General features: G+C 71.0%; 17 protein-coding genes. 10 read left to right on the top strand and 7 right to left on the bottom strand.

Annotated elements, in window-relative coordinates:
- Position 1 precedes the first annotated feature (1 nt).
- From HS041_RS23530 to HS041_RS23520, 3 genes are all read right to left on the bottom strand, one after another.
- A complete protein-coding gene (locus HS041_RS23530; RefSeq protein ID WP_196442978.1) occupies positions 2-847 on the bottom strand; it encodes a carbohydrate ABC transporter permease in 846 nt (281 codons plus the stop codon).
- Complete coding sequence (locus tag HS041_RS23525; protein ID WP_230879567.1) at positions 844-1,830, bottom strand: carbohydrate ABC transporter permease; 987 nt, start codon at positions 1,828-1,830, stop codon at positions 844-846. Before HS041_RS23525 ends, HS041_RS23530 begins: the two co-directional genes overlap by 4 nt.
- 100 nt (positions 1,831-1,930) lie before the next feature.
- On the bottom strand, positions 1,931-3,217 hold the full coding sequence (locus tag HS041_RS23520) for an extracellular solute-binding protein (protein WP_230879566.1): 1,287 nt from the start codon (positions 3,215-3,217) through the stop codon (positions 1,931-1,933).
- 175 nt (positions 3,218-3,392) lie between these two features.
- On the opposite strand from HS041_RS23520, the gene HS041_RS23515 reads away from it, so the two are divergent.
- The 6 genes from HS041_RS23515 to HS041_RS23490 all read left to right on the top strand — a co-directional run bounded on the left by HS041_RS23515 (position 3,393) and on the right by HS041_RS23490 (position 10,454).
- Positions 3,393-4,421, top strand: a complete 1,029-nt coding sequence (locus HS041_RS23515; RefSeq protein ID WP_196442976.1) for a LacI family DNA-binding transcriptional regulator — start codon at positions 3,393-3,395, stop codon at positions 4,419-4,421.
- A 96-nt stretch (positions 4,422-4,517) separates the two neighbouring features.
- Entirely contained in the window at positions 4,518-4,751 is a 234-nt protein-coding gene (locus tag HS041_RS23510; protein ID WP_196442975.1) for a hypothetical protein, read from the top strand.
- Between the two features lie 201 nt (positions 4,752-4,952).
- On the top strand, positions 4,953-7,262 hold the full coding sequence (locus HS041_RS23505) for a chitinase C-terminal domain-containing protein (protein WP_196442974.1): 2,310 nt from the start codon (positions 4,953-4,955) through the stop codon (positions 7,260-7,262).
- 180 nt (positions 7,263-7,442) lie between these two features.
- Positions 7,443-8,024, top strand: coding sequence for a copper resistance CopC family protein (locus HS041_RS23500; RefSeq protein ID WP_196442973.1), 582 nt, complete (start codon positions 7,443-7,445; stop codon positions 8,022-8,024).
- Positions 8,021-9,064 (top strand): CopD family protein, encoded by a 1,044-nt coding sequence (locus HS041_RS23495; protein ID WP_196442972.1) that lies wholly within the window; start codon positions 8,021-8,023, stop codon positions 9,062-9,064. Before HS041_RS23500 ends, HS041_RS23495 begins: the two co-directional genes overlap by 4 nt.
- A 139-nt stretch (positions 9,065-9,203) precedes the next feature.
- Positions 9,204-10,454, top strand: coding sequence for an extracellular catalytic domain type 2 short-chain-length polyhydroxyalkanoate depolymerase (locus HS041_RS23490; RefSeq protein ID WP_196442971.1), 1,251 nt, complete (start codon positions 9,204-9,206; stop codon positions 10,452-10,454).
- Between the two features lie 78 nt (positions 10,455-10,532).
- Here the strand turns inward: HS041_RS23490 and HS041_RS23485 are convergent, their stop codons facing one another.
- Positions 10,533-11,660 (bottom strand): hypothetical protein, encoded by a 1,128-nt coding sequence (locus HS041_RS23485; RefSeq protein WP_230879565.1) that lies wholly within the window; start codon positions 11,658-11,660, stop codon positions 10,533-10,535.
- Positions 11,661-11,767: 107 nt separating this feature from the next.
- On the opposite strand from HS041_RS23485, the gene HS041_RS23480 reads away from it, so the two are divergent.
- The 3 genes from HS041_RS23480 to HS041_RS23470 are packed head-to-tail and all read left to right on the top strand — an operon-like array spanning position 11,768 to position 15,953.
- Positions 11,768-12,271, top strand: coding sequence for a GNAT family N-acetyltransferase (locus HS041_RS23480; protein ID WP_196442969.1), 504 nt, complete (start codon positions 11,768-11,770; stop codon positions 12,269-12,271).
- Positions 12,272-12,315: 44 nt separating this feature from the next.
- Positions 12,316-15,021 carry an alpha/beta fold hydrolase gene (locus HS041_RS23475; protein ID WP_196442968.1) on the top strand — a complete coding sequence of 902 codons (2,706 nt, stop codon included), beginning with the start codon at positions 12,316-12,318 and terminating at the stop codon, positions 15,019-15,021.
- Complete coding sequence (locus tag HS041_RS23470; protein ID WP_196442967.1) at positions 15,018-15,953, top strand: ABC transporter permease; 936 nt, start codon at positions 15,018-15,020, stop codon at positions 15,951-15,953. The genes HS041_RS23475 and HS041_RS23470 overlap by 4 nt, the downstream gene beginning before the upstream one ends.
- Positions 15,954-15,959: 6 nt before the next feature.
- On the opposite strand, the gene HS041_RS23465 is transcribed toward HS041_RS23470, so the two are convergent.
- Positions 15,960-16,127: a hypothetical protein gene (locus HS041_RS23465; RefSeq protein ID WP_196442966.1), complete on the bottom strand. Its 168-nt coding sequence runs from the start codon at positions 16,125-16,127 to the stop codon at positions 15,960-15,962.
- A gap of 139 nt (positions 16,128-16,266) precedes the next feature.
- Here HS041_RS23465 and HS041_RS23460 point away from each other — a divergent pair, with 139 nt between their 5' ends.
- Positions 16,267-18,387: an ATP-binding protein gene (locus HS041_RS23460; protein WP_196442965.1), complete on the top strand. Its 2,121-nt coding sequence runs from the start codon at positions 16,267-16,269 to the stop codon at positions 18,385-18,387.
- 45 nt (positions 18,388-18,432) lie between these two features.
- Here the strand turns inward: HS041_RS23460 and HS041_RS23455 are convergent, their stop codons facing one another.
- Together HS041_RS23455 and HS041_RS23450 are read right to left on the bottom strand one after the other, a co-directional pair.
- Positions 18,433-19,431 (bottom strand): 4-epi-cubebol synthase, encoded by a 999-nt coding sequence (locus tag HS041_RS23455; RefSeq protein ID WP_196442964.1) that lies wholly within the window; start codon positions 19,429-19,431, stop codon positions 18,433-18,435.
- 69 nt (positions 19,432-19,500) lie between these two features.
- A complete protein-coding gene (locus tag HS041_RS23450; protein ID WP_374058869.1) occupies positions 19,501-19,884 on the bottom strand; it encodes an ankyrin repeat domain-containing protein in 384 nt (127 codons plus the stop codon).
- Positions 19,885-19,941: the final 57 nt, after the last annotated feature.

The raw sequence follows: 19,941 nt of genomic DNA, 5'->3' as shown, positions 1-19,941 counted from the left end.
TTCATCCCTTCGTAGCTCCAGCGGTCAGTCCGCTGATCAGGTGGCGTTCGGCGACCGCGTAGAAGGCCAGCGCGGGCACCATGGCCAAGACGACGTAGGCGAGGGTCCGGGCGATGTCGCTGGAGTACTGTCCCTGGAACTGCTGGACGCCCAGCGGGATGGTCCACCAGTCGGGGTCGTTGAACACCGCCAGCGGCAGGAAGAAGTTGTTCCAGCTCGCCACGATCGCCAGCACCGAGACGGTGGCGAGGGCGGGCCGCGCCATCGGCAGCAGGACGCGCCAGAAGACGCCGAACGGCGTGCAGCCGTCGATGACGGCGGCCTCCTCCACCTCGCGCGGGACCCCCGCGAAGAAGCCACGCAGGATGATGATCGTCATCGGCAGGCCGAACGCCGCCTGGACCAGGATCACCCCGAGCGGGTTGTCCAGCAGCCCGAAGGCGCGCATCAGGACGAAGAGCGGCAGGATCGCCACCGCGAACGGGAACATCAGGCCGGCCGTGAAGATCGTGAAGAGCACCTCCCGGCCCCGGAACGCGAAGCGCGCGAACGCGAACGCGGCCAGCGCCGAGAGCCCGACGACGAGCACCGTGGTGGCCAGTGCGACGAGGACGCTGTTGCCGATCTGCCGCCAGAAGGAGACCGAGCCGAGGACCTCCGTGTAGTTCTCCGGGTGCCAGGGCGCGGGCAGCCCGAAGGGGTTGGTGGCGAGCTGGGCGTTGTCCTTGAACCCGCCGAGCACGCCGAACAGGATCGGGACGAGGACGAACGCGGCCAGGAGCACGGCCAGCAGGTGCAGGGAGAGCCCCTTGGCGCGCGACGGTCCGGCGGGCCGGCGACGGCTCATCGGTGGTCTCCCATCGTCGTGACGGCGCCCTGGGTGTCGCGCCGCATGACGAAGCGCAGGTAGGCGAGGGCGAAGATCATGCTGAGGAGGAACATCACCACGCTGATCGCGCTGGCGTAGCCGACCTGGGTCCGCTTGAAGCCGAACTGGAACATGGTCACGGCCAGCGTCTCGGAGGCGTGGTCGGGTCCCCCTCCGGTGAGCACCCAGACCAGGTCGAAGAGCTGGACCGTGCCGATGATCGAGAGGAAGGCGGCGATGCGGATGGTCGGGCCGAGCAGCGGGAGCGTGACGTGGCGGAACTGCTCCCAGGCGGTGGCGCCGTCGATGGCGGCGGCCTCGCCGAGCTCGGCGGGGATGCCCTGCCGTCCGGCCAGGAACAGGATCATGTAGAAGCCGAAGTACTTCCAGGTCATGACCGCGAAGAGGGCGGGCAGGACCGTGGACGGGTCGGCGAGCCAGGCGCGCTCCAGTTCCTCCAGTCCCACCGCGCGCAGGAGCTGGTTGGCCAGGCCGCTCTCCGGCGAGAGGATCAGCGAGAACAGCACGCCGGTGATCACTTCGGAGAGGACGTAGGGCGCGAAGAACAGCAGCCGGTAGACCGCCCTGCCGCGCATGCGCCGGTTGAGCAGGAGCGCCAGCCCCAGGGCGAACGGGAGCTGGACCAGCAGCGACAGGACGATGATGATCAGACCGTTGCGCAGGTCGCCGTGGAAGACGTCGCTGTCGAAGAGGCGGGTGAAGTTGTCGAGGCCGACGAAGTCCTCGGGCCACCCGCCCAGTCCGTTCCAGCGGAACATGCTGGTGTACGCCGCGATCGCGATGGGTGCCAGCACCAGCAGGCCGTACAGCACGAGGGCGGGAAGGATGAAGAGGGCGACGGTCGCCAGGCCCCTGAGCCGGCGGCGGCGTACCGTGGCCGGGCCCGGGCCGGGCCCGGGCCGGGCCCCGGTCCGCGGCCGCTTCTCCGGGCGTTCCGTCAACGCCGGATGTGTCATGTGCGTTGCTCCGTGTCGGGGGGTGGTACGGCGGGCGGGCCTGCTCCGGCCCGCCCGCCGTACCGGATGTCACTGCCGGAGGTGGTTATCCTTCGGCCTTGGCCGTCTCGGTGATGGCGGCCGCGACCTCTTCGGGCGTCTTGGACCCTGCGATGAGCCCGGCCACGCTGTCGTTGATCTCCTGGCCGACCGCGGGCGGGTAGGCCTGGTCCAGGTAGAGCTGGAAGCCGGTCGCCCCGGCCAGCGTGGTGGCCACGGTCTTGAGGTTGGCGTCCTTGATGGCCTCTTCGCCTCCGGCTAGGGCGGGGAGCCCGGCGCCGGATTCCACGAACTTCTTGTGGTTGTCCATCTGGGAGATGAACTTCAGGAAGTCCACGGCCTCGGCGGGGGCGTCCGCGCCGATCGCGAAGCCGTTGCCTCCGCCGAGCGCCTCGGTGGCCGCGCCCTGGCCGCCCTCGACCGCCGGGAAGGGGAAGAAGCCGAGGTCCTCGCCGATGCCGCCACCGGCGTCCTTCTGCACGGACGGGGCCCACTGGCCCATCAGCTCCATCGCGGCCTTGCCGCTGCCCACCGTGGCGGCCTGCCCGTCGGGCGTGCTGTAGGCCGCGTTGAGGAAGCCCTTCTGGAAGGGCTCCAGGTCGACCAGCTCCTTGAGCTTCCGTCCCGCCGCGACGAAGCCGGCCCCGGTGAAGTCGTGGGTGGTCGCCGCCTGCTTGAGCGCGTCGAGCCCGGCCATGCGCATGGCGAGGTAGGTCCAGTAGTAGTGGCCGGGCCACTTCTCCTTGCCGGCCAGCGCGATGGGGGTGATCCCCGCCGCCTTGAGCTTCTTGACCGCGTCGAGGAAGGCCGGCCAGGTCGCGGGCGGCTCGGTGACGCCGGCCTCGGCGAAGAGCTTCTTGTTGTACCAGAAGCCCACCATGCCGACGTCGACGGGGATTCCATAGGTCTTGCCGTCGATCTGGTAGGCCGCCAGGGCCGCCGAGGTGAACTTCCCTATCGCGTTCACGTCGCCGAAGTCCTTGACGATCCCGGCGTCGAGCTGCTGCTTGAGAACGCCCCCGCCCCAGGTCGAGAAGATGTCGGGAGCGCTGGCCGCCGTGGTGACGGTGGCCATCTTGGACTTGAACGCGTCGTTCTCCATCGGGGTCACCTTGATGGTGACGTTCGGGTGCTGGGCCTGGTACGCCTTGGCCCACCCGTCATAGATCGTCTTGTTGGGCTCGGCGGTGCCGATGTGCCACCACTCGATGGTGACCTTGCCTCCGGGGGAGGCCTCCGACCCGTTCTCTGAGCCGCCGCCGCAGCCTCCGAGAAGGAGGGAGGCCGCCGTTATCGCCGCACCCATGACCAGACCGCGTCGACGCAGTGACATCGCCGTCAATCCTTTCCGCGTCGCGTTGAAAATTTCGGTTAACCCCCGAATGTTTCGTGCCCGAAGCCTAGGTAAAATGCCGGTTACACGTCAATAGAAGGTGAGGACACAGCTTGGGATCGGCCACCAGGCTGGACGGCCACAGATCCCGAAAGTTTCGGATAGACTGCCGCGCATGTCCAGCAAGAGGCGGGTAACGATCGCTCAGATCGCGGAAGAGGCCGGGGTCTCGGTGCCCACGGTGTCCAAGGTCATCAACGGCAGGCCCGAGGTGGCCCCCGCGACCCGCCACCGGGTTGAGCGGCTGCTCCACAAGCACGGTTACCAGCGCCGCGTCAGCCAGGACGAGGGCCCCGCCGGCCTGGTCGACCTCGTCTTCGCCGAGATCGAGAGCCCGTGGGCCATGGAGATCGTGCGCGGCGCCGAGGACGCGGCCCACGAGGCGGGCGCCAGCGTCGTCATCTCCGTGCTGCACACCCATGCGGGGCCGGGCCGCGACTGGCTGGAGCGGCTCGCCGCCCGGCGCACCGACGGGGTGGTGATCGTCGCCTCCAAGCTCTCGACCACGGTGCAGGCGCAGCTCAGCGCCCGTTCCCTGCCGTTCGTCGTGGTCGACCCCGAGGGCGAGCCCGCGCCCGGCGTCGTCTCGGTCGGCGCGACCAACTGGCACGGCGGCCTCGCCGCCACCCGGCACCTGCTGGAGCTCGGCCACCGGCGGATCGGCATGATCAGCGGTCCCGCCGACATGCTCTGCAGCCAGGCCAGGATCGACGGCTACCGCGCCGCGCTGGAGACCGCCGGAGTCGAGGCGGCGGCCGAGCTGATCCGCCGCGGCACCTTCCTGGTGGACTCCGGGCACGACCACGGCCACGCCCTGCTCTCCCTGGACGACCCGCCCACCGCGATCTTCGCCGGGAGCGACCTGCAGGCCTTCGGCGTCTTCGAGGCGGCCCGCCAGCGCGGGTTGCGCGTCCCCGAGGACCTGTCCGTGGTCGGCTTCGACGACCTGCCGCTCTCCCGCTCGGCGTGGCCGCCGCTGACCACCGTCCGCCAGCCGCTCCAGGAGATGGCCGCGCTGGCGGCCCGGACCGTGCTGGCCATGGGCCGCGGCGAGGCGCCCGAGCTCCGGCGGGTCGAACTGGCCACCGAACTCATCGTCCGCGAGAGCACGGCCCCGCCCCACCCCTTCCCCCCGGCCCCCTGAGGGACTCTTCCGCGCAGCCGGTCGACCCGTCCGCGTTTCCCACAAGACCAAACGGACATAAGGGCATATAAGTCAAATATGCCTCGGGGGTTTCCGATGAGTTCGAAGTCGCGCCAGACGAAGGCTCAGCACGAGCAGAAGAGGGCGGAGCCGGTCCGCAAGGGTCCGGGCCCGGTGACCTCCGCCCAGCTCCGCGAGGAGCGGGGTGCAGGCGCCCAGGGCGGCAAGGGGTCCGGCGGGCCCCAGGCGCAGCGCCAGACCCAGCGCCTCGCCAAGCAGTCGATGCCGCTGCGCCGGGCGCAGCACACCGGGACCAACCGCCAGCCGTGACACCGCCCGCCGCGGCGCCGCCACGCAGGGCCCGCCTCCCCGCCATCCGGCGGGAGGCGGGCCCTGCGTCTAATTATCAATAAAGTTTCCTAAAAGAAAGCATTGACGTGCCTGGTGGGAGCGTTTAGCTTCACGATCAACAACCCGAACGGGGGCGGGTTGCGGCATCGTCCACGCCTTCTTCGAAAGGTGGCACCCCCCGTGTCCTCACGCCTGCGCACCGGCTTCGCAGCCGCCGGTGCGTCCCTCGCGCTCCTCGCCGGAGCGCTCACCGGAGCGCTCTCCGGAACGGCCGCCGCGGCCGCCGACCACGAGACCTGCCGCCCGGACGGCCTCTACAAGACACCGGGCGTCGACGTCCCCTACTGCCAGGCCTACGACGAGAACGGCCGGGAGAAGATGGGCGCCGACCACCCGCGCCGCATCATCGGCTACTTCACCAGCTGGCGCACCGGCAAGAACGGCCAGCCGTCCTACCTGGCCAAGGACATCCCGTGGGGCAAGGTCACCCACATCAACTACGCGTTCGCGCACGTCGGCAGGGACAACAGGATCTCGGTCGGCGCCGACGGGCCGGGCAACGCGGCCACCGGCATGGAGTGGCCGGGAATCGACACGCTCGACCCGGCCCTGCCGTACAAGGGCCACTTCAACCTGCTGAACAAGTACAAGAAGGCCAATCCCGACGTCAAGACGCTGATCAGCGTCGGCGGCTGGGCCGAGACCGGCGGTTACTTCGACGACTCGGGCAGCCGCGTGGCCTCCGGCGGCTTCTACTCGATGACCACCAACGCCGACGGCTCGGTCAACCAGGCCGGCATCGACGCCTTCGCCTCCTCCACGGTGGACTTCATCCGGAAGTACGGCTTCAACGGCGTCGACATCGACTACGAGTACCCGACCTCGATGAAGGACGCCGGCCACCCGCTGGACTGGCAGATCGCCAACGCCCGCCGCGGCTCGCTGATGAAGGGCTACGCCGCGCTGATGAAGACCCTGCGCGACAAGCTCAACACCGCCTCCGCGGCCGACGGCAGGTACTACATGCTGACGATCGCCTCGCCGTCCTCGGGCTACCTGCTGCGCGGCATGGAGACCTTCCAGGTCACCCAGTACCTGGACTACGTCAACATCATGTCCTACGACCTGCACGGCGCCTGGAACGAGTTCGTCGGCCCCAACGCCGCCCTCTACGACGACGGCAAGGACGCCGAGCTGGCCAAGTGGGGCGTCTACACGACCTCCCAGTACGGCGGGATCGGCTATCTGAACACCGACTGGGCCTACCACTACTTCCGCGGCGCCATGCAGTCCGGCCGGATCAACATCGGCGTGCCGTACTACACGCGCGGCTGGCGCAACGTCACCGGCGGCACCAACGGCCTGTGGGGCAAGGCGGTCGGTTCCAACTGCCCGACCGGCCTGACCGCCTGCGGCGACGGCGCGCGCGGCGTCGACAACCTCTGGCACGACCTGGAGAACGACAAGGAGGTCAGCGGCGGCGGCAACCCGCTCTGGCACGCCAGGAACCTCGCCGAGGGCCGCATCGGCTCCTACGCCCCCGTCTACGGGCTCGACCCGAACGACCCCGAGGACAGGCTGACCGGCACCTACACCGAGCACTACGACCCGACCATGGCCGCGCCGTGGCTGTGGAACCCCGCCAAGAAGGTCTTCCTGTCCACCGAGAACGAGAAGTCGATCGGCACCAAGATCGACTACGTCAAGGACAAGGGCATCGGCGGCATCATGATCTGGGAGCTGGCCGGCGACTACGACTGGGACGCCGCCAAGGGCGAGTACTTCATGGGCGACACGCTCACGACCCTGATGTACGACAAGCTCAAGACCGCCGCACCGTACGGCGCGGCCCGGTCCAAGGTCGCGATCCCCGGCCAGAAGCTCGACGTGCGGATCGAGGCCGGGAACTTCCCGGCCGGTGACAGCAACTACCCGATCAGCCCCAAGCTGACCATCACCAACAAGTCCTCGCTGACGGTCCCCGGCGGAGCCGAGTTCCAGTGGGACTACGCCACCGCCGCGCCGAACAACGCCAAGGACCAGTCCGGCTTCGGACTCAAGATCATCAGCAGCGAGCACTCCACCGCCGGCAACGTCGGCGGGCTGAAGGGCGACTTCCACCGGGTCTCGGTGAAGCTCCCCGCCTGGCAGTCCCTGGCCCCGGGCGCCTCGGTGACCATGGACTACGTCTACTACCTGCCGACCCCGGGCACCGCCAACCACACGCTGACCTTCGGCGGCAAGACCTACGGCCTGGCCATGGACAACGCCCGGGGCGCCACCGAGCCCGACCCGAGCCCGACGCCGACCGTCACCCAGGACCCGGGCGGCGACTGCGCCCACCCGGCCTGGGAGCCCGGGAAGATCTACAACGGCGGTGACAGGGTCTCGCACGAGGACCGCAACTGGGAGGCCCGGTGGTGGACTCAGAACAACGAGCCCGGCACCACCGGCGAGTGGGGCGTCTGGAAGGATCTCGGCCCCTGCTGAGGCACCCGGCGGGACGCCCGCGCCACAGCGCCCGCTGAGGCGTCCGCCGGTCCGCCGGTGACGGAACCCCCGCCCCCGCCCGGTTCTCCGGGCGGGGGCGGGCCGCGTTCCCGGGGCGCCCGGCCGGGATGGGAACATGGTTGGGTTATGAGGACACCCAACACAAGGTCGCGATCGGCGATGCGGCTGCTCACCGTCCTGCTGCTGGCCGGTGCCACGCTGCTCGGCGCGGGGACCCCGGCGCAGGCCCACAACGTGCTGATCGGCAGCGATCCCGAAGACGGCGCCCGGCTCGCCGCCGGCCCGGAGAGGATCACGCTCACCTTCGACCAGCCGGTGCGGCAGGGCTTCGCGAAGATCAGCGTTACCGGCCCCGACGGGACCCGCTGGGAGGACGGCGAGGCCGCCGTCAACGGCGAGAAGGTCACCATCGGCGTCGGCCCCCTCGGCCCGGCCGGGGAATACACCGTGGGCTACCGCATCCTCTCCTCCGACGGCCATCCGGTCGCCGGCAAGGTGGCCTTCACCCTGACCACGCCGGGTCAGGGGGCCGCCTCCCAGGCGCCCCCCGCCGCCACCGCCCCGGCCGCCACCGCAGCACCCGCGACGACCACCCCCGACCTGAGCGCCCAGGCGGCCGAGGCCGCCCAGAACGGCGGCGCCGGCATGGCCGTGCTCTGGATCGCCGTGTCCCTGGTCGTGCTCGGCGGCGCCACCGTCGTCGCGCTGCGCCGCAGCCGGGAACGGGAGGCCGCGGAGTGACCGCGACCACCGGACCGGCCGGGGGTCACACCTCCGAGCGGGGCGCGGTCAGGAGACTGCTGCTCGGCGGCCTCGTCTCCGGAGCCGTCGTCTCCGTCCTCGTCGCGACGGCGCTCGGCGCCGAGGAGGCGGTGCCGGGCATCGTGCTGCCCGGCCCCCTGGTGGTGTACGGCCTGCCGGTGCTGCGGGTCCTGCTGGACCTGGCGGCGGTGGCGGTGGTCGGGCTGAGCCTGCTTCCCAAACTGCTCGGCTTCGACGACCCGGAGCGCACCGAGCCGGTGATGCGCCGGGCCCGGCCGCTGGCCGTCTCCTTCGCCTGGGCCTGGGCGCTGCTGGCGCTGGCCGTCATCGTGTTCCAGACCGCCGAGCTGAACCCCGGACAGGTTCCCACCCCCGGGATGATCGCCGGATACGTCGGCAGCGTGGGCGCGGGCCAGGGCATGCTGTTCACCGCCGCCTGCGCGCTCGCCTACGCCGGGATCGGCCTGCTGGCGGTGCGGTTCGGCGAGAAGGTCCCGGCCGAGCTGCGGATCGTGGTCGCCATGTTCGGCCTGCTGCCGATCCCGGTCACCGGCCACGCGGTGGACTCGGTCTGGCACGACCCCATCATGATCTCGATGGAGCTGCACGTGCTGGGCTCGGCGGCGTGGACCGGCGGGCTGGCCGCGATCGCACTGCTCGCCGCCCGCGACCGCGAGCTGCTGGCCCGCGTGCTGCCCAAGTTCTCCCGGCTGGCGACCACGGCGCTGGTCCTGGTCGGCGTCTCCGGCCTGGTGAACGGCCTGGCCACCATGGCGCTCACCCCCACGGTCGAACTGCCCGGCGCCCTGCTGACCAGCGAGTACGGCCTGCTGGTGGTGGCCAAGACGGCGGCCATGGCCCTGCTGGTCCCGCTCGCCGCCCACATCCGCTTCCGCCTCCTGCCGCGGATCGAGCGGCGGGAGGCGACGGCCGTCGTCGGGTGGGCGGCGGCCGAGGTCACCGTGATGGGGCTGGCCTACGGCGTTGCGGTGGCGCTGACCACGGCCCTCATCGCCTGACCCGGTCGCGGCGCCGGCGTCTCCGCGGAGGATGGTGATCCACGCCATATCACATCTCCGGAGAGTGATGGTGAACCACGTGGGCCGGGATGCCCCGAAAGCCGAAGATGGCGGCATCCCCCCACCTGGAGGCGTCCAGATGAGACTTCGGCGAACACTCGCGACCACCCTGTCCGCGGTCGTCGCGGCCGCGACGACGGCGACCGTCGCGGCGGCGTCCGTTCCTCCGCCCGTCCAGGGCACGCTGCAGCGTTACGACGTCACGGACGTGTACGTCTCGGGGCTGTCGTCCGGCGGCTTCATGGCGAACCAGCTGCACGTCGCCCACTCGACCGTGATCGAGGGCGCCGGGATCTTCTCGGCCGGCGCCTACCGCTGCGCCCAGGGCAACCTGGGATCCGCGCTGTACGCGTGCATGGACACGATCCTGGCCCGCAGGACCCCGGCGGAGCTGGCCGCCGAGACCGCGGAACTCGCGTCGGCGGGCAGGATCGACCCGGTCTCCGGCCTCTCCGGCGACCGGGTGTACCTCTACCACGGAACCGCGGACGGCACGGTGAAGGAGCCGGTCAACGACGACCTGGCGGCGTACTACCGCCGTCTCGGCTCCGACGTCGTCTACGACAGGACCTCCGGTGCCGGGCACGCCTGGGTGAGCCGGCTGGGAGCGAACGCCTGCTCCTCGACCGCCTCTCCGTACGTCAACAGGTGCGGTGACAGCGATCCCGTGGGAGACATGCTCGGCCACCTGTTCGGCGCCGTCACCGCGCCCGGCGGAACGGCCCTCACCGGGAAACTGGTCGAGTTCGACCAGGACCGGTACGTCCCGGGCGGGAGCGCGAGCGCCGTCAGCATGGGAGAGGAGGGGTTCGTCTACGTCCCCCGGGACTGCGAGTCCGGCCCCTGCAGGCTGATGGTCACGCTGCACGGCTGCTACCAGTACTACGGGCTGGTGGGGAACGCGCTGATGGACAAGTCCCATCTCAACGAGTACGCCGACGCCAACCGCATGATCGTGCTCTATCCGCAGGCGACGACCGCCGCGGACAACCCGCGCGGCTGCTGGAACTGGTGGGCCTACGGCGGGGACGGCGCCTACGCGGAGAAGGGCGGCAAGCAGATCACGGCCCTGATCACCATGGTGCGGGCGCTGGGCGGCGCCGGCGGGACCGGCCCGACACCGACACCGACACCGACACCGACACCGACACCGACACCGACGGCAGCGTGCATCACGACGAGCAACCACGCGCACGTCTCGGAGGGCCGGGCCTATCCGCAGTACGGCCACGCCCACGCCAAGGGGTCCGGCCAGGACCTCGGCCTGTGGAACGTCCACGTCACCAGCTCGGTCAGGGAGTCCGGCCCGGGTCACTGGGTGAGGTGCTGAACCGCCGGGAGGAGCCGCACGGCCCCGCGGGCCCGGGCGGAGATCCTGCCGCCGCTGCGGCGGGATCTCCGGACCGGCTCACCCGGCGGCCACGGCCTCCGCCGCCGGGGCGCGGAGCCGGTACCGGCTGAGGAACCACTCACCGCCCAGCCAAAGGACGGCGAGCCCGGCTCCCCCGATCGCCACGGTCACCGGGCTGATCAGGGGCGGGGAGGCCAGCCACGCGTTCTGCAGCCGGAGCGCCTGGTCCACCACGATGGTCGCGAGCAGGGAGCCGACCAGTGCCCGCAGGATCGGGCTGCGGAGCAGGAACGCCAGGTCGATGGCGACCGCCCCGGCGATCAGGAAGGCGGGGACCGCCGAGCGAGGGAAGTCGGCGACCGCGAGCAGCGGCCAGATCAGGGTCCGGTAGGCGACGTAGACGCCGATCACGGCGGTGGCGGCGAACGTCCGGCCGATCATCGCCCGGGCGAAGACGAGCACGATCATCGCGACGGCCACGGCGTAGAGCGGGTAGACCTGGTCGGGCACCGGCAGCGAGAAGTTGACCACCATCTCCCGGTCCACCGGGCGGCCCATCTGGTCGGCGGCGAACTGCAGCAGGATCGGCTCGGCCTCCGGCCTGCCCGCGTCCCACGCCCTGATCCCGAAGACGCCGTACTCCTGGTGCTGGGCGGGGAACCAGACGTTCTCGAACATGAACACGAACAGGGCGCTCAGGACGAGCGTGCGCGTCCGGCCGGGCGGCGCCCCGGTGAACCAGCCGCGGATCACCCCGCAGATCATGAAGAACGTGCCGATGTACAGCAGCATGTGCGACGGGCTCCACGAGGTGATGTCGAGCCCGTTGATCTGGTGGTTGATCAGGTCCAGCGGGACGGCGATCAGGAAGGTCGCGGTGCCCCACTGGATGAGGCGCTGCGCCGTCTTGTCGACGCCGTAGCCCGTGTAGACATGGATGATCGTCAGCGCGATCACGATGACCGTGCCGACGCTGTTGAGCAGGTGCGGCGGCGCCAGGTCGTCACGGAGCCACTTGAAGTGCCAGGAGACGTCCCAGGACGCCCCGAGCACCTTGAAGGAGAACGCGACCAGCCAGCCGAGGTAGAGAACCCGGAACAGGTCCTCGGGGGTCTGCCTGCCTGCCTCCCCACGAGTCCAGTACGGCAGTGCCCACCCGATGACCGAGGTGGCGGTTCTTCTCATACTCGCTGCTGGCTTCACGCGTCGAAATGATGCCCGGCCTTGATGAAGACCGCAATCAGGGACATCCCCGAGACCTCGATCGATAATCTCCAGATGTGAGAGCTTTCGTGAGAGAAGGAGCTCCCGGCGACGTCGAGGCCGTGTTGCGGATCAAGAACGAGACCTGGAGAACCGCCTACCGCGGCCTGCTCCCGCAGGACTTCCTCGACGGGCTGAGCGTCACGCCCCGGGCGGTGGAGACCTGGCGGGCGCGGATCGGCTCCGGCGCGCAGCGCCTCGTGGTCGGCGAGACGGCCGGGGAAGTCTCCGGCTTCGCCCTGTACGGCCCGGCGGAGGACGAGCGGATCGGCGGCGGAGAGATATACGCGATCTACGTGCTCGCCGGGCACTGGTCCACGGGGCTCGGCCGGGCCCTGATGACACGCGCGACCGGCCACCTGGCCGCGCTGGGGCACCGCGAGACCGGCCTGTGGGTGCTGGAGGGCAACGCCCGCGCCCGCCGGTTCTACGAGCGCTTCGGCTTCACCCTCTCCGGCCGCGTCCAGGACGTGGACGGCCTGCCGTTCCCGGTCCCCGAGGTGCACTACCGGATGGTTCAGGCCACCGGCTGAACCCGTCTCAGCGATCTCTCAGCTCCGCTCTGTAATCTCCCTTCATGAGGCTTTCGGGGAGACGTGCCGCCTGGACCGCGGCGGCCGTCGTGCTGGTCGTCGCCGTCACGACCTGGGTGGTGTGGCCGTCCGAGCCGCGGATACGGGTTCAGGACCAGGCCATCACGGTGGTCGACGGGCCCGCCGACGACCAGCGGGTCACGCTCGACACGAGCTTCTTCCCTCCTGCGGAGGGCGGCAAGGCACCGGCGGTGCTGCTCGCGCACGGCTTCGGCGGCAGCAAGCAGAGCGTCCGCGAGGCCGCCCTCCGGCTGGCGCGGGAGGGGTACGCCGTGCTGACCTGGTCGGCACGGGGATTCGGCCGCTCGACCGGGCAGATCGCGCTCAACTCCCCCGACTACGAGGTCAAGGACGTCCGCCAGCTCGTCGACTGGCTGGCCGGCCGGCCCGAGGTCCGGCTCGACGGCGACGGCGACCCGCGCGTGGGCATCGCGGGCGGGTCGTACGGCGGAGCCATCGCGCTGATGGCCGCCGCCCACGACAGCCGGATCGACGCGATCGTCCCCCAGATCACCTGGCACGACCTGGCCGACGCCCTCTTCCCCGACGCCGGCGGGCAGGGTCCGGAGAACGGCGTGTTCAAGCGGATGTGGGCCGGGCTGTTCTTCAGCCGGGGCGGCCCCCAGGCGGGGGGCGGCCTGGCGGCGCTGACCGGGCAGGGCGGCTCCGGCGGAAACGACGCGGACGACCGGGCCGGGCAGGACCGCGCGGATCCGGCGACGGCCAGGCCGCCGACCGCCGAGGAGGTCAGGTGCGGCCGGTTCCTGCCGGAGATCTGCGACATGTACCAGCAGGTGGCCGAGACCGGCCGGGCGACCGCCGCCGCCGTGGCGACGCTGCGCAGGTCCAGCCCGGTCTCCGTGCCGGGCAGGATCAGGATCCCGACCCTGCTGATCCAGGGACAGCGCGACTCGCTGTTCCCGCTGGGTCACGCCGACGCCAACGCCAGAGCCGTCGCGGCGACCGGCGCCCCAGTCGGCGTCGCCTGGTTCGACGGCGGACACGACGGCGGCAACGGTGAGATCGACTGGCTGCACGAGCAGACCCTCGGCTGGTTCGACCACTATCTGAAGCAGGCTCCCGCGGGGAACACCGCGGGAACGGCCCGGCCCGGATCGGCGCGGCTGCCGGAGGGCGTCAGCCCGTTCACCGTCACCCGTGACGGCGGCCGGGACCCCGGCACCCGCCAGCAGGTCCGGCTGCACGCCACCTCCGGCGCCTACTCCGGCCTGGCGGGAGCGGAGCGGGTCTCCGTCCCCCTCAGCGGTCCCGAGCAGCCGGTGGCCAACCCGCCCGGCGGCTCCCCCTCCTCGATCTCGGCCATCCCCGGCTTCGGCGGCCTGGCCGGAGCCGGCAATCTGAGCGTGTCGACGGACATGGCGGGCCAGAGCGCGAGCTTCGAGTCCGCGCCCCTCGCCTCCCCCCTGCAGGTCACCGGTTCCTCCACGGTCAAGGTCAGGGTCCGGGTCGCCACCCCCGCCGAGACGGGCGCCGGCGACGGCGGCGCGGAGGGGGCCCCGGGAGGGGACGCCGCGGGCCCGCGGGAGGTGACGCTGTTCGCCAAGCTGTACGACGCCGCCGGCGGGGCCCAGGCCCCGGTCCTGCCCGAAGGGCTCGTCGCCCCGGTCAGGATCACCGTGCCCGGGGGCGGCGCGGGAGAGGCCACCGTCGTCCTGCCCGCCGTCGATCACCGCTTCGACGTCGGCCACCGGCTGCGCGTCACCTTCACCACCACCGACCTCGGTTACGACACCCCGGACGCCCCGGCCGTCTACCAGGTCGGCCTGGCCGCCCCGGCGCTGACCGCGCCCACCGCCACCGCCCTGCGCACCCCGCCCACCGGCCCCGCCTGGTGGACCTGGGCCCTGCCGCTGGTCTCCGTGGTCGCCGCGGCGGCCCTGATCCTCACCGGACGGCGTCGGCTGCGCGACGACCACGAGCCGGCGCTGGAGGCCGTACCCCTGCGGATCGAAGGGGTGACCAAGGCCTACCGCAACGGCGAGCTCGCGGTGAACGACCTGTCCTTCACCGTCGAGCAGGGCCAGGTGCTCGGTCTGCTCGGCCCCAACGGCGCGGGCAAGACCACCACGATGCGCATGATGATGGGCCTGATCCACCCCGACGCCGGCGAGATCAGGATCTTCGGCCACCGGGTCGTCCCCGGCGCGCCGGTCCTGTCCCGGCTGGGCTCGTTCGTCGAGGGCGCCGGGTTCCTCCCGCACCTGTCGGGCCGGGCCAACCTGGAGCTGTACTGGAAGGCCACGGGCCGCCCCGCCGGGGACGCCCGCTTCGAGGAGGCCCTGGAGATCGCCGGGCTCGGCGCCGCCCTGGAGCGCGCCGTGCGGACCTACTCGCAGGGCATGCGCCAGCGCCTGGCCATCGCCCAGGCCATGCTCGGCCTGCCCGACCTGCTGGTCCTCGACGAGCCCACCAACGGTCTCGACCCGCCCCAGATCCGTGAGATGCGCGAGGTCCTGATCCGCTACGCGGAGCGGGGCCGTACCGTCATCGTCTCCAGCCACCTGCTCGCCGAGGTGGAGCAGACGTGCAGCCACGTGGTGGTCATGCACCGCGGCCGCCTCGTCACGGCCGGCCCGGTGAGCGAGCTGCTGCGCGACCGCACGACCGCCGACGGCACGGCCACCCGCCTGGAGGACGTGTTCCTGGACCTGATCGGGGAGAAGGCATGAACGACGCCAACGGCACGGGCGCCGCTGCGGGGACGGACGGCTCCGGTACGGCTCTCGCCGGACCCCGCGGCCACGACACGGCTCACGGGGCGGCCCGCGGATACGCGCCGGGGCACACGCTCCCCCTCGGTGTGGAGATCGTCCGGCAGTTCAGGCGCCGCCGGACCATGGTGATGTTCGGCCTGCTGCTGGCGCTGCCGTGGGTGCTGGTGGTCGCGTTCAAGGTCGGCGGCGGATGGGGGCGGCCCGGTGGCGCCACCCTGCGCATCTCCGACTTGGCCACCGAGGGCGGGCTGAACTTCGCCGCGTTCGCGCTCTCGGTCTCGGCGAGCTTCCTGCTGGTGGTCGCGGTGGCGCTGTTCTGCGGGGACACGGTGGCCAGCGAGGCCGACTGGTCCTCTCTGCGCTACCTGCTGGCCGCGCCGATCCCCCGCGACCGGCTGCTCCGGCAGAAACTGATCGTGGCGCTGGTCTACTCGGCGGCGGCGGTGATCTGCCTGCCGCTGATGGCGCTGCTCGCCGGGACCCTCGCCTTCGGCTGGAACGACGTCCGCGTCCCGGGGACGGGCGAGACCATCGCGGCGCTGGACGTGCTGCCCCGGTTCGGGATCGTGATCGGCTACGCCCTGGTCAGCCAGCTCGTGGTCGCCTCGCTGGCCTTCCTGCTCTCCGTCGGCACCGACTCCCCGCTGGGGGCGGTCGGCGGGGCGGTCGGGCTGGTGATCGTGAGCAGCATCCTGCAGGCGGTGGACGCGCTCGGCGCGCTCCGCGAGTTCCTTCCGACGTTCTGGAACACGGCCTGGCTGGACGCGCTCACGCCCCAGCCCGACTTCAGCGGCATGATCAAGGGCGTGGCCGTCTCGGTGACCTACTCGGCGATCCTGGTCGCCTTCGCCTTCCGCCGGTTCCGGAGCAAGGACGTGGTGTCGTAGGGCCGCCTACCCCCAGTGGGGCGGGCGGTCCTCCAGCAGCCGGTCGTCGTCGCCGGAGCCGCGCCACTCGCCCCACCCGAGGTCGGTGTCGTCGGAGGTCTGGTCGGGCAGGATCTCCGGTCCGTCCTCGAAGAGGTCGACGGTGCGCAGGTCGTCTGGGTGCTGCTCTGTCACCCGTCCATGGTAACGAGCGTCACGATCGGCGACGACCACCCAGGTAAAGCCCGCAGTACGCGCCCACAGCACAAAAGACAGTCAACGGCCCAAGCTGTACGATGCCAGAGCAGGTGTCAGCTACCCCCGTGAGGCGGCCATGGCAACGCCATCAGGATGGCGGCGAGAGGGCAATCTCCCCAACGAGCTCACGAGCTTCGTGGGACGCACCAGGTTGCTGACGACGCTGCGCCAGCGTTTGCAGGAGCACCGCCTCGTCACCGTCACCGGGATCGGCGGTGTCGGCAAGTCCCGGACCGCGCTGCGCATCGCGCACATGGTGCGCGGCCAGTTCAAGGACGGCGTGTGGTTCGCCGACCTGGCCCGCCTCCAGGACCAGGGGATGGTCCGGCACACGATCACGTCCGCGCTCGGGATCGCCGACCAGTCGCCGCGCTCGGCGGACGAGACGCTGGTCGAGTGGCTGGGCGACCGCGAGATCCTGCTGATCATCGACACCTGCGAGCACCTCGTCGACGCCTGCGCGGCGCTCTTCGAGGACCTGCTGTCCCACGCGCCGGGGCTGACCATCCTGGCCACCAGCCGCCAGTCGCTGAACGCCCGGGGCGAATACACCGTCACCATCCCGCCGCTGGCCGTCCCCGGCGACGCCCCCGGGGAGAACCCCTTCACCAACGAGGCGGTGCAGCTCTTCGCCGCCCGGGCCGGCGCGGTCCTGCCCAGCTTCACGCTCGACGAGCACAACATCGGCCCGGTCTCCGAGCTCTGCCGCCGGCTGGACGGCATCCCCCTGGCCATCGAGCTGGCGGCGGTCCGGATGCGGGCGCTGTCGGTGGAGCAGATCCTCGCGCTGCTGGCCGACCGCTTCAGCCTGCTGGCCGGCGCCAGCCGCACGGCGTTGCCCCGGCACCAGACGCTCCGCGCCGCGATCGGGTGGAGCCACGAGCTGTGCGAACCCGCCGAACGGCTGCTCTGGGCCCGGCTCTCGGTCTTCGCCGGGGACTTCGAACTGGACGCCGCCCGCTACGTCTGCGCCGGGGAGAACCTCCCCGGCGAAGGGATCATGAATCTCATCTCCAGCCTGGTGGAGAAGTCCATCCTGCTGAGCGACGGCACCCCCTCGGGGCACCGCTACCGGCTGATCGACACCCTGCGCCAGTACGGCGAGGAGTGGCTGGACAAGCTCGGCGAGACCGACGCGGTGCGCGAGCGGCACCGCGACTACTACCTGCAGCTCGCCATACGCGGCGAGGAGGCCTGGTCCGGCCCCCGCCAGGTCTACTGGTACGTCCGGATGCGGCACGAGCACGACAACGTCCGCGTCGCGCTCGACTACTGCCTGAACAGACCCGGCGAAGCGGAGGCCGGCCTGCGGCTGCTCTCCTCACTCTGGTTCATGTGGGTGGCCTGCGGGCTGGCCCGTGAGGGCAGGCTCTACCTGGAGAAGGCGCTCTCGCTGGTCCCCAACCCCAGCTCCGAGCGGTGCAAGGCCCTGTGGGTGCTGTCCTACATCCACAGCAGCCAGGGCAACACCAAGGGCGCCATCGAGGCCGCGGAGCAGTGCAGCTCCGACGCGGTCCGGGTGGGCGACTCGGGCGCCGTCATCCTGGCCACCAAGATGCTGGGGACCGCGGCGTTCCTCCAGGGCGACCTGCAGAAGGCCAGCGCGCTGCTCGGCGTCGCGATCGAGTTCCACAAGAGCGGCCGCGAGCTGAACCCCGGCCTGCTCCCCTCGATCGTCGAGCTCTCGATGGTGCTGCTCATGCAGAACGACCCGGCCGAGGCCGAGGTGCTGCTGCGCGACTGCATCGCCGTGTGCACCCAGCGCGGCGAGGTCTGGCTGCGCTCCTACGCCATCTACGCCCTGGCCACCGCCTTCCACGGGCTCGGCCGGGCGGACGAGGCGATGGCGCACGCCCGCGAGTCGCTGCGGCTCAAGCGTTACTTCCACGACCTGCTCGGCATCGGCCTGACGGTCGAGCTGATCGCCAGGCTGACCCTGGACGAGGGCCGTCCCGCGCTCGCGTCGCAGCTGATGGGAGGCGGCCAGCAGAACTGGCGGGCGTTCGGGATGCCGCGGCTGGGTTCGCCGTTCTTCAACACCGAGCACGACCAGGCCATCAAGGAGTGCAAGCGGCTCCTCGGCGAGCAGGAGCACGAGGAGATGTTCGCCCGGGGCAAGAAGCTCAACCTGGACGAGCTGATCGAGCTCGCCCTCGGCGACGACCCCGAACCGGAAGACCCGTTCTCCCCGATCTGAACCGCCGGTCCGGATGCGCCGTCCCTTCTGACCCCCCGGTCCGGGTCACCCGGCGCGCAGACCGTCCCCCTTCCAGGCGGTGGTGTAGCGAGGGCTGCTCAGCGAATAGTCGATGCTTCCGCTGACCCAGTACTCCAGCCCTCGCACGTAGGCGTCCACCGCCTCCGAGCCGAGCTCCGCCAGCGACGTCCCCAGCCCGACCATCCGGCCGACGGCGAGGTTCCTCATCCCGCCGATCTCGTCCATGGCCTCCTGGAAGGAGCAGCCGCGGTGCCGGGCCAGCACGTTCACCAGGTTGTTGACCGAGTTGCCCGCGCCTCGCTCCTTGGGGTAGGAGATGAGGTCGTTGTCCCAGACCACGACGTCGTTGGCGCTCTCGGTGATCGCCCGCACGTCTGGATGGCGCCACTCCTGCGGAGTGAGGCGCAGCCCGGAGGCGACGTCGATGAGGGCGAAGACGGTGAGCATCGCCCCGGTCCGCCGCCGCATGAGGATGTAGTCGTCGAAGGTCGGCACCACCTTGTCCTGCCGGTTGGCCGCCTCCCAGACCTGGGCGAACAGGTAGTCCTTGGTGACGCCGCGCCACCGGTCGACCTGGTCGGCCCCGCCGTACCGGGAGACCCGGCCCTTGAGCTCCAGCAGCGCCCGGGCGAACACGTTTTCCACCTGCCCGTCGTCCTGCCCCGCCTCGAGATCGTCGAGGACGGCGACGAACTGCGGCAGCGCCCGGGCGATCTCGGCGGCGTGCCGGTCGGTCTCGCAGAAGACGTCGTCGAAGGCGAACAGCCACACACACCAGTCGGTCACGAGGCGAAGGGTGTGGTAGGCGGCGTAAGGGTAGGTCCGGGCTCCCAGCCAGCCGTACCTCGCCTGCCTGTAGCGGGACAGCATCTCGGTGCCGTCCAGCAGTCCGGCTCCGGCGGCCCAGACGATGGTCTCCTTGTCGACCCGCTCCGCGTAGGGACTCACCTCACTGGGGAAGGGGCAGGACAGCGGGGGGAGCTGGAGGGGCTGGCAGGACAGGTTCGCCGGAGGGAGTGCCACAGAACAAGCATGGCCGAAGGCCACAAAATTTCCTATATACGTGGAATAACGGACAGCCTAGCCTTTCGGCTATTGACCGAACCATTCAAGATACTCGTCCTGGCCGAACATCCGCGCCGCGTCGGACGCCGACGGCGTGCCGGCGTCCGGATCCGCGCCCGCTTCCAGCAGCGCCCGGATCACCTCGGACTCCTTCTTGAAGACGGCTCCGGCGAGCGGGGTCTGGCCGCGGTCGTTGGGCCGCCCCGGGTCGGCGCCCAGCACCGCCAGCGCCCGGACCGTCTCCGTGTGACCGTGGTAGGCGGCGAGCATCAGCAACGTGTCGCCCCTGTCATTGGTCAGGTTCGCCGGGACGCCGGCCTCGACGTAGGCGCGCAGGTGCTCGGTCTCCCCGCGCCTGGCCAGGTCGAACAGGCGGGTGGCGAACTCCTCGAGCTCCGGGTCGGACTGCATGCAAACCATTGTGCCCCGGTAGGGTGCCCTCCAGTGTCGCCGGGACCGCCGGAATTC

This window comes from Planomonospora sp. ID67723 (assembly GCF_015711605.1).
GTDB lineage: Bacteria > Actinomycetota > Actinomycetes > Streptosporangiales > Streptosporangiaceae > Planomonospora_A.
The sequence above is the reverse complement of the archived record's forward strand: the minus strand, read 5'-3'. Positions and strand labels throughout refer to the sequence as shown.

Excerpts from the sequence above, each read along its gene's own strand:
- HS041_RS23530 (WP_196442978.1), bottom strand. The coding sequence starts at position 847 with ATGAGCCGTCGCCGGCCCGCCGGACCGTCGCGCGCCAAGGGGCTCTCC.
- HS041_RS23520 (WP_230879566.1), bottom strand. The coding sequence starts at position 3,217 with ATGTCACTGCGTCGACGCGGTCTGGTCATGGGTGCGGCGATAACGGCG.
- HS041_RS23515 (WP_196442976.1), top strand. The coding sequence starts at position 3,393 with ATGTCCAGCAAGAGGCGGGTAACGATCGCTCAGATCGCGGAAGAGGCC.
- HS041_RS23510 (WP_196442975.1), top strand. The coding sequence starts at position 4,518 with ATGAGTTCGAAGTCGCGCCAGACGAAGGCTCAGCACGAGCAGAAGAGG.
- HS041_RS23500 (WP_196442973.1), top strand. The coding sequence starts at position 7,443 with ATGCGGCTGCTCACCGTCCTGCTGCTGGCCGGTGCCACGCTGCTCGGC.
- HS041_RS23490 (WP_196442971.1), top strand. The coding sequence starts at position 9,204 with ATGAGACTTCGGCGAACACTCGCGACCACCCTGTCCGCGGTCGTCGCG.
- HS041_RS23485 (WP_230879565.1), bottom strand. The coding sequence starts at position 11,660 with ATGAGAAGAACCGCCACCTCGGTCATCGGGTGGGCACTGCCGTACTGG.
- HS041_RS23475 (WP_196442968.1), top strand. The coding sequence starts at position 12,316 with ATGAGGCTTTCGGGGAGACGTGCCGCCTGGACCGCGGCGGCCGTCGTG.
- HS041_RS23470 (WP_196442967.1), top strand. The coding sequence starts at position 15,018 with ATGAACGACGCCAACGGCACGGGCGCCGCTGCGGGGACGGACGGCTCC.
- HS041_RS23460 (WP_196442965.1), top strand. The coding sequence starts at position 16,267 with ATGGCAACGCCATCAGGATGGCGGCGAGAGGGCAATCTCCCCAACGAG.
- HS041_RS23450 (WP_374058869.1), bottom strand. The coding sequence starts at position 19,884 with ATGCAGTCCGACCCGGAGCTCGAGGAGTTCGCCACCCGCCTGTTCGAC.